The sequence below is a fragment of the Pseudomonas sp. GW821-FHT11D10 genome, from assembly GCF_058808435.1.
This window is the reverse complement of record NZ_JBXARR010000009.1, coordinates 230,652-247,527: the sequence shown is the minus strand read 5'-3', so window position 1 is coordinate 247,527 and position 16,876 is coordinate 230,652. Positions and strand designations below refer to the sequence as shown.

14 protein-coding genes and 1 pseudogene are annotated in these 16,876 nt (G+C 53.3%); 8 read left to right on the top strand and 7 right to left on the bottom strand.

What is annotated here, in order from left to right; genetic code table 11:
• Window positions 1–346 precede the first annotated feature (346 nt).
• On the top strand, window positions 347–3,949 hold the full coding sequence (locus AC1RT4_RS24180; RefSeq protein WP_493088408.1) for an SIR2 family protein: 3,603 nt from the start codon (window positions 347–349) through the stop codon (window positions 3,947–3,949).
• 112 nt (window positions 3,950–4,061) lie between these two features.
• Here AC1RT4_RS24180 and AC1RT4_RS24175 read toward each other — a convergent pair.
• Both AC1RT4_RS24175 and AC1RT4_RS24170 read right to left on the bottom strand, forming a co-directional pair.
• Window positions 4,062–4,508, bottom strand: a pseudogene (locus AC1RT4_RS24175) (GNAT family acetyltransferase); the annotation flags it as partial.
• 176 nt (window positions 4,509–4,684) lie between these two features.
• Window positions 4,685–5,047: a DUF6124 family protein gene (locus AC1RT4_RS24170; protein ID WP_007958158.1), complete on the bottom strand. Its 363-nt coding sequence runs from the start codon at window positions 5,045–5,047 to the stop codon at window positions 4,685–4,687.
• Window positions 5,048–5,616: 569 nt separating this feature from the next.
• Between AC1RT4_RS24170 and AC1RT4_RS24165 the strand changes: the two genes are divergently transcribed.
• From AC1RT4_RS24165 to AC1RT4_RS24155, 3 genes are all read left to right on the top strand, one after another.
• A complete protein-coding gene (locus AC1RT4_RS24165) occupies window positions 5,617–6,831 on the top strand; it encodes an aldose 1-epimerase family protein (RefSeq protein WP_011333719.1) in 1,215 nt (404 codons plus the stop codon).
• A 327-nt stretch (window positions 6,832–7,158) separates the two neighbouring features.
• The gene (gene gabP, locus AC1RT4_RS24160) at window positions 7,159–8,565 is read left to right on the top strand and encodes a GABA permease (RefSeq protein WP_493088405.1); all 1,407 of its coding nucleotides are present in this window, start codon (window positions 7,159–7,161) and stop codon (window positions 8,563–8,565) included.
• Between the two features lie 65 nt (window positions 8,566–8,630).
• Window positions 8,631–9,077, top strand: coding sequence for a GNAT family N-acetyltransferase (locus AC1RT4_RS24155; RefSeq protein ID WP_493088403.1), 447 nt, complete (start codon window positions 8,631–8,633; stop codon window positions 9,075–9,077).
• A 15-nt stretch (window positions 9,078–9,092) separates the two neighbouring features.
• Here the strand turns inward: AC1RT4_RS24155 and AC1RT4_RS24150 are convergent, their stop codons facing one another.
• From AC1RT4_RS24150 to AC1RT4_RS24140, 3 genes are all read right to left on the bottom strand, one after another.
• Window positions 9,093–9,665 carry an eCIS core domain-containing protein gene (locus tag AC1RT4_RS24150; RefSeq protein ID WP_493088401.1) on the bottom strand — a complete coding sequence of 191 codons (573 nt, stop codon included), beginning with the start codon at window positions 9,663–9,665 and terminating at the stop codon, window positions 9,093–9,095.
• Window positions 9,666–9,746: 81 nt separating this feature from the next.
• Entirely contained in the window at window positions 9,747–10,253 is a 507-nt protein-coding gene (gene msrA, locus AC1RT4_RS24145) for a peptide-methionine (S)-S-oxide reductase MsrA (RefSeq protein WP_221399463.1), read from the bottom strand.
• A 105-nt stretch (window positions 10,254–10,358) separates the two neighbouring features.
• Complete coding sequence (locus tag AC1RT4_RS24140) at window positions 10,359–11,960, bottom strand: sensor domain-containing diguanylate cyclase (RefSeq protein ID WP_493088398.1); 1,602 nt, start codon at window positions 11,958–11,960, stop codon at window positions 10,359–10,361.
• 220 nt (window positions 11,961–12,180) lie between these two features.
• On the opposite strand from AC1RT4_RS24140, the gene ycaC reads away from it, so the two are divergent.
• Window positions 12,181–12,813 (top strand): isochorismate family cysteine hydrolase YcaC, encoded by a 633-nt coding sequence (ycaC, locus tag AC1RT4_RS24135; RefSeq protein ID WP_007958138.1) that lies wholly within the window; start codon window positions 12,181–12,183, stop codon window positions 12,811–12,813.
• 89 nt (window positions 12,814–12,902) lie between these two features.
• On the opposite strand, the gene AC1RT4_RS24130 is transcribed toward ycaC, so the two are convergent.
• The gene (locus AC1RT4_RS24130) at window positions 12,903–13,892 is read right to left on the bottom strand and encodes a zinc-dependent alcohol dehydrogenase family protein (RefSeq protein WP_493088396.1); all 990 of its coding nucleotides are present in this window, start codon (window positions 13,890–13,892) and stop codon (window positions 12,903–12,905) included.
• Window positions 13,893–14,018: 126 nt separating this feature from the next.
• Between AC1RT4_RS24130 and AC1RT4_RS24125 the strand changes: the two genes are divergently transcribed.
• The 3 genes from AC1RT4_RS24125 to AC1RT4_RS24115 all read left to right on the top strand — a co-directional run bounded on the left by AC1RT4_RS24125 (window position 14,019) and on the right by AC1RT4_RS24115 (window position 16,053).
• On the top strand, window positions 14,019–14,900 hold the full coding sequence (locus AC1RT4_RS24125; RefSeq protein ID WP_493088394.1) for a LysR family transcriptional regulator: 882 nt from the start codon (window positions 14,019–14,021) through the stop codon (window positions 14,898–14,900).
• Between the two features lie 182 nt (window positions 14,901–15,082).
• A complete protein-coding gene (locus AC1RT4_RS24120; protein ID WP_493088392.1) occupies window positions 15,083–15,649 on the top strand; it encodes a hypothetical protein in 567 nt (188 codons plus the stop codon).
• Complete coding sequence (locus AC1RT4_RS24115; protein ID WP_493088390.1) at window positions 15,646–16,053, top strand: hypothetical protein; 408 nt, start codon at window positions 15,646–15,648, stop codon at window positions 16,051–16,053. Before AC1RT4_RS24120 ends, AC1RT4_RS24115 begins: the two co-directional genes overlap by 4 nt.
• Before the next feature lie 33 nt (window positions 16,054–16,086).
• Here AC1RT4_RS24115 and AC1RT4_RS24110 read toward each other — a convergent pair whose 3' ends face one another.
• Complete coding sequence (locus AC1RT4_RS24110) at window positions 16,087–16,800, bottom strand: hypothetical protein (RefSeq protein ID WP_493088388.1); 714 nt, start codon at window positions 16,798–16,800, stop codon at window positions 16,087–16,089.
• Window positions 16,801–16,876 lie beyond the last annotated feature (76 nt).

The window sequence follows — 16,876 nt, the reverse complement described above, 5'->3', positions numbered from 1 at the left end:
TGTTAAGCGACTGCTACCGGCCAAGAGGGGGCACCTTGGTGTGTTTAAGCAATTCGGGGGCTTCAATACTTAGGTTTCGTCTGCCGCGAAATCGTAACCAGATGAACATTACACACTATGCACGAGTTTACTTTTGAGTCACGATGGATTTTTGTGATCAATGTGGAACACAGACAGAGCGGAATCAATTTTCTGGTCAATTTTGTATTTAAGATTAGAATGATATTAGGCAAGTCCGGAGCGTTCAGCATCAAGAAACTTTCTGAGTGCTGAGTGATAAATAGCCACCAAGTTTTTGTTGATCGCAAGATTAACAAGAATTTGAAATCGATGATTATTAAAAATCATGATAAATCTAAAAAACATACTTGCGCAATCAGACACGATTATATTTATTGGATCTGGGGTGTCGTTATGGTCTGGACTGCCAACTTGGTCGGGGATGATTGAGGATCTAGCAAAGTTTCTGGAGCGAGGGACGGGCGGCGCGGATTTAGTTAGGGCAGAGGCGAAAAAGGGCGATTTGTTGCAGGCGGCAAGCTATGGCTTCGACAAATTGACAAAGCAACAAATTGGTGAGTTTATACGAGAGACTTGCCGATATGGCCGAGCGAGACCTCATGAAATTCACCGTAAAATTGTATCGCTAGGTCCACGATGCTTTATCACTACGAATTATGATGATCTAATTGAGCAAAGCTTAAGAGAATGGCAGCCGAATAGGTTTTATCGTCCGCCCGTCACAAATAGACAGCTGACTGAAACAGCGGAAATTGTACATGCCAGGGCGATAGATTTTATATTTAAGCCGCATGGTGATGCTGCAGACAGTGAAAGTATAATTTTAACAAGAGAACAATATAGGCGATTGTTGCCTCAGGGTGAAAATCAATCTGCTTTGGAATCTGTAAAGCTACTTCTCGCAAGCAGACCTGTCTTGTATTTAGGATTTGGTCTTCGCGATCCTGACTTTATATATGTAAGAGATTTGCTGGCTAATACTTATAAGGGAGGGGTTCGTGATCATTATGCAATCATGGCGGATGTGCAGGATCAAGAAGTTGACTATTGGAGAAGGAACTACGGGATTCATCTTATTGGCTATAACACCGTAGCGCGAGCGGACGGATCAAGAGACCATACTCAACTGCTTTCCTTGCTAGACACGTTCTTAGAAGTTCCTGATACGCAAATTAGTTCAACATTTAACCCCAACTCTGCCGATGTGCTGCTTGCTTTAGCTCGACATGCAGCAGTGTTGGGTAGGTATTCTGAATGTGTTCCTGAGTTTCCAATTCGTGTAAATATTGATGGTGGTCGAAGAAAACTGGCTGCGACTGCGGCTCAGCGTTTTGATCATGGTTTGGTTGAAAAACTTCTTGATGCTGGACCAGAACGTTTGGTGCTGACGGGATTGCCTGGTGCTGGAAAAACGTACTCTATTCGTCGGGCCGCGGCTAGGTTAGCAGATCAGCTCAATGAGATGTGTCTTTCAAATTCATTCAAGAAAGAAAACATCCTTGTGCCAATTGTTGTCGACTTAAAACTTTATAAAGGTGATCTTGGCGCTTTGGTTAGTCAGGTTCTGCCAGAGAGCTTGCCTTTTCAAGATTTAATTAAGTCATACAGAGTGAAGATATTTATCGACTCCTTTAACGAAATGCCTCGGGAGTATCTGGAGAACGGTTCTTATGAGGCTGATTTTTTGGCGTTCATTACAGAGATCGGCCAGTCTTCGCTAGTAATCGGTTCAAGAACTACCGATGGACTGTCTCGTTTAGAGCTCCCATGCTTCCGACTAAATTATATAGAAAGGAAGGCTGTAGACAGAGAACTCCTACGTTTAGGGATTAATTTTGAAGGAAGATTTAGTAATGAAGTACTTCGATTAATTCAAAGGCCGTTCTACTTCCAGCACATTCTTTCCGGGCAAATAGACTTACCTGACGAGGCGCACCCAAGGGATTTCTATAAGTGCTTGTTTGAAAATGTCAATCGTTCATTTTTGCTTAAGTTTAAATTTAACTTCGATATTGAACACGCACTCTCAAGCGCAGCCTATGCTGCGCTCGACAACGGTACAGAAGCATTCGCGATCTCGATTTTGGTAAGTGAATTGAGCTCGTTTCTTCCAACGGGTAGCAATGTAACCCCATTGGAGGTAATCAATTGGCTTGTATCGGAGACTATATTAATTCCCTATTCGAAAGGTAGAATTGGCTTTATTCATCAATCTGTCACTGAGTATTTGGCTGCCACGGAACTAGCTAGACGTTATTTGGCGGACTCCCGAGAGTTGAAAGAAAAACTAGCCCTAAGAAGATGGGATCAGGGGCTGTTTCTGGCATTGAGCTTCCTTCCTGGCCCCCAAGCGAAAGAATTTATAGAAGACGTTGTGAAAGCCGATATGTCTCTTGCAATTAACGCTTCGAAATACATAGAAACCGGGCGTGACGAAGTTGTTTTGGCGATGCTTGGAGAACTATATAATTTAAAAAATAGTGGAAATGAGTTAAGTTATAAAATTGAGCACGCACTTGACTTCGTAGTTCATGTTTCGGAAGTGCACGAGTCTATAATTCGAGACTTTATTGACTTTGGAGATGTGTTGGGAGGCTCTGCCGTTTGTTTACTACTCTCAATAAGAGGGGCGGATGTAAAGCAGGAAGTTCTGCAAATGCTGTACGACCGGAAAGAAGATTTTAATTTTTGCATGAGGGCGGCAGACGCCCTTGCTCCGTATATTACTGAAGAAGATTTTTTAGTAATAAGTGGTTTTTCTGACTCAATACAACACGAGATTGAATTAAATCCTGAAATTGATGAGGAAGTCTTCGGTGGATTTAACATGGCAGTTGGGGATATTTTGGCAAAGTTAGATATGCCAACTTTGCTGCGTTCTTTTTCTATCGGGGGCGAAAATTTAGTAGGAGGTCAGCATCGGATGAAACTACTATGTAGTGCGCTCGGTGAACATATTTCTACAGAAGCCTTATTGGTCGCAGGAGACTTATTGCTGAAAGGTATTGATGATGCTGCTTCGGTCATAGCTAAAATTGCAGTGTTTGCTGACGACGATGACTGCATTCGCTGGGACGAATTTAACTGTCATCATGCTGCTCGCCTTCAAGAGTTGATAGAAGAATTTTGGGTCGTTGACGCTATAAAAGCACTCTGCTTCGCGCGCCCGGATATTGCGGAATTTTATAAAGAAGAAGCACTGAGTAAGGAAGGATTATTAAAAGCCACGTTGCTCCATTGCGCTAAATTAGGTGATATGGATGCTGTTTTTTTTGAACTGGAGAGGATCGCGACTCTTGATAGTACAGAGCGCGAGGCGATGTCTTTTTCTCTTATCGCAAGAATCGATATAGATTGGCTTGGGCGTGAATTACTGTTTGTTAAGCTTCTTCAGCTGAAGGATGCACGATTAACCAACGCGCTACTTGGCGATTCTATTCCCGTGCATACAAATAATCTAGGCGTTCTTGAGCTTGGGGACGTCACTTGGTGGTTGGAGTGGATGCGAGATTTATTTAATGAGGGGGACAATTATTGGCTTTTGACTAAACTAGGTGACGTTTTAGGTAGCCATATTGACAGTCAGGCTAAAACTGATTTTTTGAAAGAGTTTAATTGCGGATCTGATTTTCGCCCGTTGATCTTTAAGTTTATTATTCAAAGGATGGACGTGACAACCGATGATTTTGATAGCGAGGCTATCTCATTCTTGCTGGCAGAATTGTCTCGAGAAAAAAGTGATCGTTGGACAGGCAGCAATCTACTTGGATCGGTAGCTACCGAGAGCTTCATTACAGAACGATTATTACCACTACTAGTAAATTCACGGGAACCACTAAGAGGAAATATTCTTGGCGTTTTGGAATATGCAGGTGCGAGGCATGGGCGTCGTTATCTCATAGAGAACTCAATTGTGAGAAATATATAGGAATAATAAGATTCTCCGGAATCGAGAGATCTTAATCTTTGCCTGTCGTGATCCTTTGTTTGTGGAAAAAGGGGACTGATTTATTTTCCTGAAATGAATCAGGCCCCTTTTATTACTCCTTACTGAAAATGGGCTTCTCTTCAGGCACCACTATATTCGACTCGATCTTCTTCCCCATGCTGATGCGGGGTTCGGTCGAGTAGCCCAGAGACTCATAAAAGGCTTTGACACTTTCATTTGAGCTGACGATTTGCAGATTGATTTTCATGCAGCCTCGCGCCGTCAAAGCCCCCTCTGCATGACGGACCAGATTCATCCCTATGCCTTTTCTGCGGTGCGACGGGTGCACCGCCACCGAATACAACCATCCACGATGGCCGTCGTATCCGGCGAGAACGGTGCCAACAACTTCATTTCCTGACAGGGCAACAAAGAAAAGGCCATCCTCTGCGGCCAGTTTTTTGTCGATGGCAAGGCTGGGAGTGTTGTGCGCGGTTTCGTAGCCGAAAACGGTTTGCCAGAGTTGCACGACGCAACGGCGATGGTGTTCATTTGAGTAGATCGGCAATAGCGTCCATGTTGTAGCCCTCACATTGAAGGGGCTGACGCTAGCGCCTTGGCGTGGGTAATGTCCACTGTCTCTTTTTGGCCAATAGCTGCCATTTACCATGGCAGCTATTGGCAACGCTCATTCCCTCTGTCGATGCGTACTATCCAGTCGCAGAGGGCTAGCGTTTAGGTCTTCACCTCAACATGATCCAACGCCTGATTCACCGCCAACTCACTCAACATCACCAACTGCGCAATCCCGATCGCAGTCTTGCGATGGGCAGGCTCCAGCGTCGCAGCGAAGTTGTTGAGCATTTCGCTGGCCGAGCCCAGTGATTCGCTGGCGTTGGCCAAGAGGGATTCAGTGTTGTAGGCCGGATTTGCCATGTACATGGGATCGTGTTTGTGGTGACTGCCCATGATCCGTTGCTGCGGTGTGAGGTAATGATCAAGCGCGCGCTCGGCCGCTTCATTAAGGGTTCGGGAGTCGGGAAATTTGTAGGGAGAAACCGGATCGGTTTCGGGAGGGTTCGGTGTTGGTTTGAACATAGATGAATCTCCAGCACTTATTAAAGGGGAGTCATCCACTCTCGCTACCAAACGAGGGGTGGCGACCATACGCAGGTTGGTAGACCGGAGCACTGGAACCGGCGCTTCCGAAGAAGCCCTGAGCATGGCCACCATAAATCCAGTCGCATGAATGCAACTGCATGAGGTGACGCGATGCGTCAGCGCTGCGGGCTACCAAACCCGATCACTGTTTTTCAGTGACTCGGAAACGATAAAACCCGCACCCCAGACGCACAAGCCGGCGGATTCTGGCGTAGTCGTAGGCAATGACGCAAGACGCTGTAGCCGTGAGGAAGTAATGCCGGGCGTTTCTAAACACCATTCGAAAAACGCTTAAACACGCCGCTTGCCATGTCGAAATCAGACGTCCATGCCGCTCCTGAAAAAAGCGGACTCCCGTCTGAGGGATAACGCGATCACATCAATTTCAATTTTCCTGTCCATCCCCATTCTTTCTTGGCGCCTACCAGCACATGCCGCTTTTTAAGCTTGATGAAACGTTTCAGCAGGTTTATAAAAAAGGCACAACTCCAAGAAAGGCTGCTCCCATGACCCCGCTCAAACTCGTTGTTGCCCTCAGCGCACTGTCCGCTGCCTCCCACGCCATGGCCTGGGATTACGTTCTGCTCGACACCGACAAAGCCGCTCAGAACTGGCAGATCACCAGCCAGCAACTCGGCGTGAAAACCGACAAACCCTTCAGCGTCAGCCTGCGCACCTTGCATGGCGGTCGGCAGGAGGGCGTCAGCATTGTCGACATCGATAACGGCACGATGAAACTCTCGGTGGTGCCGACGCGGGGAATGAACGTCTTGCAGGCCTCGGTCGGCGATGTGCGTATGGGCTGGGATTCGCCGGTCAAGGAAGTGGTCAATCCGTCCTTCATCGAACTCAATGGCCGCGGTGGTCTGGGCTGGCTGGAGGGGTTCAACGAGCTGGTGACCCGCTGCGGATACGAATGGGTCGGCCACCCCGGCGTCGACAACGGCGAACTGCTGACCCTGCATGGCCGGGCCGCCAACATTCCTGCGAACAAAGTCACCCTGCACATCGATGAAACGCCACCGTACGCCATCACCCTGCGCGGTGAACTGAAAGAGCAGGCGTTCAAGAAAGTCGACTTCTCCGTCGCCACCGAACTGGTCACCGAGCCCGGCAGCGTAGTGTTCGCCCTTAACGACACCCTGACCAACAACGGTGACTATCCGAAGGAATACCAGGCGCTGTACCACAGCAACTTCAGCACCCCGTTCCTGGAGCAAGGCGCTCGTTTCGCTGCGCCGGTGAAACAGGTGTCGCCGTTCAACGACAAGGCCAAGGGCGATTTGGCTGAATGGCAAACCTACCGCGCACCGACCAAGGACTACGACGAAACGGTTTACAACGTGGTGCCGTATGCCGATGCCAAGGGCGATACGTTGACCGTGTTGCATAACAAGGCGGGCAGTCTGGGTGTTTCGGTCGGCTTCAATACGCAGACATTGCCGGTGTTTTCCCTGTGGAAGAACACCGATACCCAAGGCCAGGGTTATGTCACCGGGCTGGAACCTGGGACGAGTTTTTCCTACAACCGCCGTTATCAGCGGCCACTGAACCTGGTGCCCACCATCGGGCCGAAGGAACACAAGCAGTTCCGCATCAGCTACAGCTTGTTGGCGGATAAGGCGGCGGTGGATAAGGCCTTGAAGCAGGTGAGCGATATTCAGGGCGGGCGGGAGACCGAGGTGCGGCAGACACCGTTGGTTGATCTGACCAAGGGGTGATACCGGCCAGAAAAAGGGGACTGATCTATTTTTCCTAAATAAATCAGTCCCCTTTTTTAATTTTGTGAAGGCGCTCTCGAACGGGCCCGAACGCTATTCGCCATGTCGAAATCAGACGCCCCCATGCCGCTCCCAGGCTATTTGCGATCAACGCCGGGCACGTAAGGTGACGCATCATTTCATCGCCCTGCGTCGTCGTCCGACCGATTTGTAACGCTGCAGCGCTTGAGGTGCGCCGCTCTGGAGCAGGGCAAGAGGAAGAAATGATGATCGCCTGACACGTCGTCAGTACGCCCAAACGTCGATCACCAGAGAACAACAAAAACAATGAATAGCCTGAACTCGAAGGACTCGAACGGTCAGTTGGCGCAGGGCTTCAAGCCGCGTCATGTCACCATGCTTTCCATTGCCGGCATCATCGGTGCGGGGCTGTTTGTCGGCTCCGGTCACGCCATTGCCGCCGCCGGCCCGGCCGTCTTGCTCGCTTATCTCTTCTCCGGTCTGCTGGTCGTGCTGGTCATGCGCATGCTCGGTGAAATGGCCGTGGCCCATCCGGACACGGGATCGTTTTCCACCTATGCCGATCAGGCCATCGGGCGCTGGGCGGGGTTCACCATCGGTTGGTTGTATTGGTGGTTTTGGGTGCTGGTCATTCCGATCGAAGCGCTGGCCGCCGGGCATGTCTTGAATCAGTGGTTTCCTCAGGTCGATGCGTGGTTGTTCGCACTGTTGTCGATCATTTTGCTGGTGGTGACCAACCTGTTCAGCGTGTCCAAGTACGGCGAGTTCGAGTTCTGGTTTGCGATGGCCAAGGTGGTGGCGATCATCGGGTTTATCGGGCTGGGTTTTGCGGTGTTGATGGGCTGGATTCCGGAACGTGAGGCCAGCGGTTTGAGCCGGTTGATGGAAGAGCACGGCGGGTTCGCTCCGAATGGTTTGTCTGCCGTGGTCGGGGCTTTCATCACCATCATGTTCAGTTTTATCGGGACGGAAGCGGTGACCATCGCGGCCGCCGAATCGAGCAACCCGGCGCAGAACATCGCCAAGGCCACGCGCTCGGTGATCTGGCGCATCGGCGTGTTTTATCTGCTGTCGATTTTCGTGGTCATTTCTGTGGTGCCCTGGAACGATCCGCTGCTGGCGTCCGTCGGCTCTTACCAGCGCGCGCTGGAGCTGATGAACGTTCCCAACGCCAAATTCCTGGTCGATGTGGTCGTGCTGATCGCGGTGGCCAGTTGCATGAACTCCTCGATCTACATTTCCTCGCGGATGCTGTTCTCGCTGGGTCGTCGCGGCGACGCTCCGCAACCGCTGAAGGTGACCTCCGCTGCGGGCGTGCCGAGGGCGGCGGTGATTGCCAGCACCGTGATCGGTGCCGGGGTGACGCTGTTCAGCTATTTCATGCCCGCCGGGCTGTTCCAGTTTCTGCTCGCCAGTTCCGGCGCGATTGCGTTGCTGGTGTATCTGGTGATCGCGGTTTCGCAATTGCGCATGCGCCGGATGTTGCGTCGGCAGAACGTCGAGCTGACGTTTCGCATGTGGCTGTTTCCGTGGCTGACGTGGTTGGTGATCGTCTTCATCTGCGCCGCGCTCGCGGTGATGATGGTGACGCCCGAGCATCGTCTGGAAGTGACGTCGACTATTGGGCTGGCGCTGGCGATTTCCTTTATCGGGCTGGTGACCACGCGGCAGCATGGGCAGGCGAGGGCGGCGGTTTCGGTGGGCAAGGCGTAGGTGTGTCGCAGGCGTGAACTGTGGGACTATCGGCGGCATGCCTGACATTCGATCGGAGCCCCATCGTGCAGACCATCCGCCGCGCTGAACCTCAGGATGCCGAGTGCATCACCGCACTCGTCACTGACGCCTACACGCCCTACATCGCCAGAATCGGCAGAAAACCTGCGCCGATGCTGGAGGATTACCGACAGGTGCTGCAGGACAATGAGACGTTTGTCCTGACCGACAACGACGAGGTTGTCGGCGTGCTGGTCATGAGCCCTGAAGACACCGAGCTGCTTCTGGTCAACGTCGCCGTTTCAGCTGGGCACAAGGGCAAGGGTCTGGGGAAGGTGCTGATGGCGTTCTGCGAAAAACACGCGCGTGGCAAAGGGCTGGCGGCGGTGCGGTTGTACACCCACGAACGGATGACCGAAAACATCGAGATCTACAAAAAGCTCGGCTATCTCGAAACCCATCGCGCCACGGAAGATGGCTTTGCTCGGGTGTTCATGCGCAAGGCGCTTTGACCGGAGAATGCTCGATCACTCAGCGCCTGCTCGTAACCATCGTCTGACCTCGCCCTGAATCGCATAGGCCGGCGCCTCGACCGCATTGAAATCCTGCGTGTAGCGCTGAGCAAAACCGTCGACTCCCCATTCCTGGAACTGCTGCACGTGCTTCAGTTCGTGCGCCCAGAGCGCAATGTTCTGCTCTGCGGTTTCAGCATCGCGAAACAGGATGATGTCGATCAGCGTCACTGCGCCGACATCCGGGTTTTGCAGGATGGCCGTGGCGGCGTTGTATTGGCCGTCGTTGGTGACTTTGTAGTGCACGGCATCGAGGACACCGGCGTCATACCAGCGCAGCAGTTGCTCCCGAATGTGCGGCGGAATCGGTTTGATGTCGGTGCTGGCGGCTTCGGCGTGGGCCTGGGTCAAGCCCATTGCCAGAGCGGGTGCGGCGATCTGGAAGAGGTCTTCAGACAGACGCCCCGGGTCCGGCAGGCAAATGCAGCTGTCGAGGCACACTTGTTTTTCGCCGGCAGGGCAGGTGTCAGCCTGGGCAGGCGTTACAAGGGCAAGCCAGGTTAGGAGGCTGATGAGAGTGGAGGGCATGGGCGCTATTCGATCGCGGGACCGCACCAGAGAAAGAAGGCAGGCGCAACGCGACGAAGTTGCACCTGCCTCCGCTTGGCCTCAACCGCGTTTCGGCAGCTTCCAGTTCGGGCGAATGAAGTGGCAGGTGTAGCCATTCGGAATGCGCTCGAGATAGTCCTGATGCTCCGGTTCCGCTTCCCAGAAAGGTCCCGCTGGTTCGATTTCAGTGACCACCCGGCCTGGCCACAGGCCTGACGCGTCGACATCAGCCGCAGTGTCTTCGGCGATATCGCGTTGCTGCTCGTTCAGGTAATAGATCGCCGAACGATAGCTCGGGCCGAGGTCGTTGCCCTGACGGTTGGGCGTGCTCGGATCGTGGATCTGAAAGAAAAACTCGAGGATCTGCCGATAGCTGATCACGGCAGGATCGAAGACGATTTCGATGGCTTCGGCGTGATTGCCATGGTTGCGGTAAGTGGCGTTCGGCACATCGCCGCCGGAATAACCGACCCGCGTCTGCAGCACGCCGGGGTAGCGGCGCAGCAGATCCTGCATGCCCCAGAAGCAGCCGCCGGCGAGAATGGCAGTTTCGGTTTGAGTGGTCATGGCATGTCCTTCCTCTCTAATGGGTCGCAGATGTTCCTTGATATGAGGGAGTGTGGGCCGATTCCAAGGTTGAGCCGGTAAATAAATCGTGAAGCGCGGGCTCGCTCAGCGATCCGTACGCGGCATCGCCGCAATCGGCTGGATTTGCCGGGATGCCTGCGCCGAGCACCAGCGATTCCGCCCTTGCTGCTTGGCCTGATACAGACAAGTATCGGCCGCCTTGAGCAAAGTGGCCGGGGTCACCGCATCGTCAACCGGATAACGCGTGGTGATCCCGGCACTCGCAGTGACATACCCCAGCGGATGCCCGGCATGTTCAAGCTCCAGCGAACGAATGGTCTGCAGAATATCTTCGGCCACCTGAATTGCCCCGGCGCTGTCGGTGTTGGGCAGCAGCACGGTGAACTCTTCGCCACCGTAGCGCACGGCCAGATCCGAAGGCCGCTTGACCGCTTTCCGGATGCCGTCGCCGACCGCGATCAGGCAGTCATCGCCGGCGGCATGGCCGTACTGGTCGTTGTAGCGCTTGAAGTAGTCGACATCGAGCATGATCAACGACAGCGACGAGCCCTGACGTCGGGCCAGACGAATCTCATCCGCCAGTGCGGCGTCCAAGCGCCGACGGTTGCCCAGACCGGTGAGGCTGTCGGTCAGCGCCATGTCGCGCATCGTTTTGTGCGCGGAGCGGATCTCCCGTTCCATCGCGATCCGCTGGCGCAACTGGCTCAGCACGATGAGCCCGAAACAGGCTAGCACCAGAATCAGGAACACCAGCACGAAGCCGTTTTTCAGCAGGTCCTGGCGCCAAGGTGCAATGATGGAATCCCGGGACAAACCCGCCTCGACCACCAGCGGGTAAGTGGTCAGGGCGCGATAGCCGTAAAGGCGCTCAGTGTCGTCGACCACGGCCCTGATCTGGGCGATGCCCTGGTTGGAGCTGGGCAGGTAGGTCTTGAAGATCTCGCTGTTCGCCAGGCTTTTGCCGACCACCGAGGCAATGAACGGCCGGCGCACAAGGATCGTGCCGTCGCGCATCGCCAGCACCAGCGCACCTTTGTCATCGATGCGGAAATCACCGTAGTAGTCGACGAAATAACTGACCTTGACCGTCCCCAGCAGTACGCCGGCGAACGAGCCGTCGGGGTTATTCAAACGCCGCGAAATCGGAATGATCAGGTCATGGGTGGAACGACTTTCCACCACCTGACCGATGCGCACGCGCCGGTCTTCATGGGTGCGGTGGTACTGGAAATAATCACGGTCGGCGTTGTTGGCCGTCTCGGGCGTGACCTCCTTGTCGGTCACGATCCAATGGCCGTCCGGGCCGTAGATGAACAGGCCGTGCAGTTGCGGCATGATTTTCGATTGCTGGATGAGCAGCTTGTGAATCCGCGCCACATCGAGGTTTTGCAAACCATCACCTTCGACCCGCTCGGCCAGCCCGGCGGTCAGCACATCGACCTGGCGGATGGTGTCCTCGGCGTGTTGCGCAGTGGCGCGGGCGAGGTTGGTCACCGAATCACGCGCGGCAGCAAACACCGAACGATAGTCACGCCACGTCCGCCAGCTCTCGACCGCCAGAAAGGCCACGACCACCATCAGCATGAAACTGACGGTCAGCCGAAAGGTCGAGCCGGCCTTCACGCCTTTGCGGGGCGCGCGCGGTGCTTCATCTGGTGTGGGCGCTTGCGTGTTGCGTCCGGGCATCAACATTTCCCTGGAGGTCGTTCTGAGCGGGTGAGCATTATGACAAGGATAGGCGCGAAGGTCGGGCTGGCTGTGTGAACTGCCTGGCAGTTTGAGTGGATTGTCCCTTTTGGGTTGACGGTGAAACGCTTTTCAGACGATTTATCGCTTTCAGGCGAGTCAGTAATCTGTGCCCATCTTGAACGCAAACGCACTTCCACAACTAAAAAGGGATTCACACATGAGCACTCCAACCTACAACCGCCTGAACAAAGACGACGCCGTGGTTCTGCTGGTCGACCACCAGACCGGTCTGATTTCTCTGGTTCAGGACTTCTCGCCAAACGAGTTCAAGAACAACGTATTGGCGCTGGCTGATCTGGCCAAGTTCTTCGAGTTGCCGACCATCCTCACCACCAGCTTCGAACAAGGCCCGAACGGCCCGCTGGTGCCGGAACTCAAGGAAATGTTCCCGGACGCGCCGTACATCGCCCGCCCAGGCCAGATCAACGCCTGGGACAACGAAGACTTCGTCAAGGCGATCAAGGCCACCGGCCGCAAGCAGATCATCATTGCCGGTGTCGTGACCGATGTGTGCGTAGCGTTCCCGACCCTGTCGGCGCTGGCGGAAGGGTTTGATGTGTTCGTGGTGACCGACGCTTCCGGCACCTTCAACACCACCGTGCAGCAAGCCGCGTGGAACCGCATGACGCAGGCCGGCGCACAGATGATGAACTGGTTCTCGGTCGCCTGCGAACTGCATCGCGACTGGCGCAACGACATTGAAGGCCTGGGTAACCTGCTGTCCCAGCGCATCCCGAACTACCGCAACTTGATGAATGGTTATGCGGCGCTGACGGCGCATCAGAAATAACCGGATGCCGGATAGACGAAAGCCTGCTTTGAAAAAAGCAGGCTTTCGTCGTTTCTACCGCAAACAGCAGAGCAGGGGGGCTCGTCACCTCAAACCGTGACGACAATCTTCCCGACCTGCTGATTGGCTTCAAGAAAGCGATGCGCTTCCTGAATGTCATCCAGGGCAAATGTCCTGGCAATGATCGGTTGCAGCGCACCCGATGCCAGCCCGTCGTCGATGAAAGCCTTGGCGCGCGCCAGGATGGCCGGGTCGGAGACGATCTCTGTGTAGAGGTAACCCTTGAGCGTCAGGCATTTGCCCAGCACGGTGAACAGCGGGAACGGCGTCGGTTCCGGGCTCAGTGCGCCGTATTCCAGCAGGATGCCGCCGCGCGCCATGCTTTGGGTCAGCGGTTCGAACGACGGGCCGCCCACCGGATCGAACACCACTCGCGCGCCTTTGCCGTCGGTCAGCGCCATGACCGCTGCAACCATGTCTTCTTCGTCGCTGACGATCACATGTGCGGCGCCGGCGTCGAGCAAGGCCTGTTTCTTGGCGCGGGTCCGGGTGACGGCAATCGAGGTGGCGCCGACCATTTTGGCGATCTGGAAAGCTGCCAGCCCAACGCTGCTGGAGGCGGCGGTGACGATCACGAAATCGTCCTTTTGCAATTTGGCCTGTTCGACCAGTGCACCCCACGCGGTGACGTATTGCATCCAGGACGCCGCCGCTTGTTCAAACGACAGGTTCTGTGGATGTTTGACGGTGAGGTGGGCGGGCACGTTGGCCAGCTCGCCGTAAGTGCCCCAGCGCGCGATGTCCAGCGGCGGAATCAGGCTGACGGCATCGCCGATCTTGAATTCGCTGGCGTTGGCGCCGACCGCCACCACCACACCGGCAGCCTCGTAGCCGAGACGGCTGGGAAACTCTGCTTCCTGCAAATAGGCGTGATTGCGGAACATCACTTCGGCGCGATTCAGACCAAAGGCTTTGACCTCGATTTGCACTTCGTCCGCTGCGGGTGCCGCGACGTCGACGTTTTCCAGTTTCAGGACGCTCGCGTCACCGTATTCATGAATCCTGACAATGCGTGCCATCTGTACTTCCTCGGTTATCAATGGAATTGCACCGGCGTGATCTGGTGCCATGGACGCCAATTTAGGCTTTGGCCTGCTCCGGATAAAGGCCTAGGATGGCGCAACACTAGAAACAACGAGTTTCCAATGGATCGCCTCACACTCATGGCCACCTTCGTCAAAGCGGTGGAGCTAGGCTCCTTCAGCGCTGTGGCGGACGAACTCAACCTGTCCCCGCAAATGGTCGGCAAGCAGGTGAAAATGCTAGAGCAGCATCTGGGCGTTTCGCTGCTCAACCGTACCACCCGCAAGCAAAGCCTCACCGATTTCAGCCGCACGTTCTATCAGCGGGCGAAGCTGATTCTGGCCGACATGGACGCCGCCGAAGAAATGGCCGCCGTGACCCGAGGCGTACCGAGCGGCCGACTACGGATCAACGCGCCCGTCACGTTCGGCGTCAGTTCACTGTCGCCGAAGCTGCTTGAGTACATGGTTCGCTATCCGCAAGTGTCGGTGGACCTGACGCTGTCGAACGAACTGGTCGACCTGGTGGACGGCGGGTACGACGCGGTGTTCCGCATCGGCGAACTCGCCGACTGCGGCCTGAAGGCACTGCCGCTGATGCCCTATCAAATGGTGCTGTGCGCAGCGCCGTCCTACCTCGCACGCCGCCCACCGATCACCACGCCTTGGGACCTTCAGGAACATGAATGCCTGGCGTTCGCCTATTCGGACGGCCGCTCACACCTGCGATTCGAAGGCCCGGAAGGCTGCATCGACGTGCCGATTAAAAGCCGATTGACGATTAATCAGGGCGATCCGTTACTGTCCGGAGCAGTGGCGGGTCTGGGGGTGGTGATGTTGCCGCTGGAGCTGGTCAAGGATTCGCTGAGGAGCGGAACGCTGGTGAGTCTGCTGCCGCAGTACAAGGTGCCGGTTTCGCCGATGAATCTGTTGTATGCGCCGGATCCGAGGCTGACACCCAAACTGCGGAGCTTTATCGATTTTGTGCGGGGGGTGTTGGGTTAGGCGTTAGCTGTTGTGAGGGGAAGGAGTCAGGAATGTTTGCTGTAGAGATTCAAACTACCTCACTGTTTCTCAATATGTTGGTTTCTCTTTCGGAAAGAGGTAGTTATGGCGTTGTAGAAAGGGAATTTGCTGCTAGAGTTGATGAATGATCTTTATGTCAATCAGCTTGCAGGGAACAAAATTTGAATATCACAATTGCTATAAATTTGACCCCGGCCGAGGAAGTAGAAGTTGCTGCTATCCTTGGGTGTGAAATTGAAAATCTTAATGCACGACTAAATGCATGTTCGTTGGCTGCGATGGCTGAGTACCTCGCGATGTTTCGTGGCCAGAAAATTTTCAAGCGCGGAAGCGATATGCTGGAGTTTCGACTACTCTTGCTAATTGAAAATGCTTTCGATGGTGAAATTCCGGATGAGCGTACGGTAAGTAGTCTGTTTCAAACTACATTGACCGAAAGTAGGTCGTTAATTCGATCAGTCATGTCAAAGTACCAATATCAGTTGAGGAATCATGTAGAGCGTACATTGCGTACGTGTCTTTCTAACGCCAGGCGCCCAGACGACACTCAGAGTTATACCGTCGTCATCAAAAGCCAGAGTGTGGTTGATGAGCTGAATAAGGCGCTGGCGGATATTGACGGAAATTTGACTTCGGTAATTAAAAAGAAAGGGAGTGTGTCAACTTTTGAAATAGCTCCTGCTTCCTATGCGCGGTTGCGTGAAAAATACGCGGTGACTAACCCATGAGTGACTTGCTTTCGGCTTCGAGCTTGCTTTTGGCAATTGCGGCGATACTGTTTAGCCTGTGGTATCCAGATATAATCAGTGCGCTCAATGAGAAAGATACGGGCTATTGGGAAAATAACGTTGCACCCCGCTCCAGGGTGGTCAGAGTTATTTTTGGAAAAGCATTGCCCGTGGCGCTTATTTCGCTTTTGGTTGCTGTGATTTTTCTCCCCGATGCGGTGAAAATAACCTTTGATTCTATAAGCACTTACCGTAGAACTGGGCTTTCAATTGACGGCTATGATGCGGTGCGGACCGCGTACTGCTTTGTGACTGTGTTGTCTGTGGTTTTGACGATTTATATGTGGGTGCTGGTAGTCAAGTTGTTTGTTTTGCAGGGTGTGCTGGGGCATAGAGGAAAATGATTTGTTGGCGGTTTGATTAAGGGGTTGTTGGATTCAATGACTTCCGTATTTAATTACAAGTGCTTCTTTTGGGCATATTCCCGTCTGAAAAATAGCCTCGGCTGGAGATATGTTTCTAATCTCTCCCTGATGGCACTCGCATATTTCTCCAAGTATATATGATATGTTATAGAAATCTCGATGCAGCCATTGTAAGAGCTGCGAGCTTTGCCATGGTTTGTCTCGAGGTCTGTTATGGGAAGCAGGATGTACGCTTGAGTGCCAGGCACATGCAGATCCTTCTCCTGGCATAAAAGCTGGTTGCTGTTGGAAGGCATGTTCAAGATAAAACATTTCCCATATTGCAAAATCGTCGGCTCTACTCACTTGCCGACAAAGCTGGTTATGGAAGTGTGATTCTCCATCATTCTGCATGTAATCCCAATCGTAGTTCATTCGAGTGAGTCTTGGCCATTTCGCCTCGAAGATTCCTACCTTCATCGTGTTGTCAATTATGTTTTGAAGTATGATGCATCCATCTGCACCTAGTGCTCTTTCACGAGACGGGCTCAGTTTTTGAATGGATGAGGTCAGATCATTTATCTGAAGTGTATTGATTGCAAAGTCGAATAGACAAGTAAAGTTGGAGGTGTAGTCGTTTTCGTCGACAATTTTTCCATTGTTGAGCTTGTCTCTGCATAGTTTGTCTGCGCGAGTGGCACAGTCTTGAATATTTGCAGTAACGGCTCGTGGAAACAACATAGGCATCTTGGTTCACCTTGAAGGTGAATAGTCAAGTTTGCAAATATAGATAGAAATAACTTTCATGGTGAAGAAGGATTCT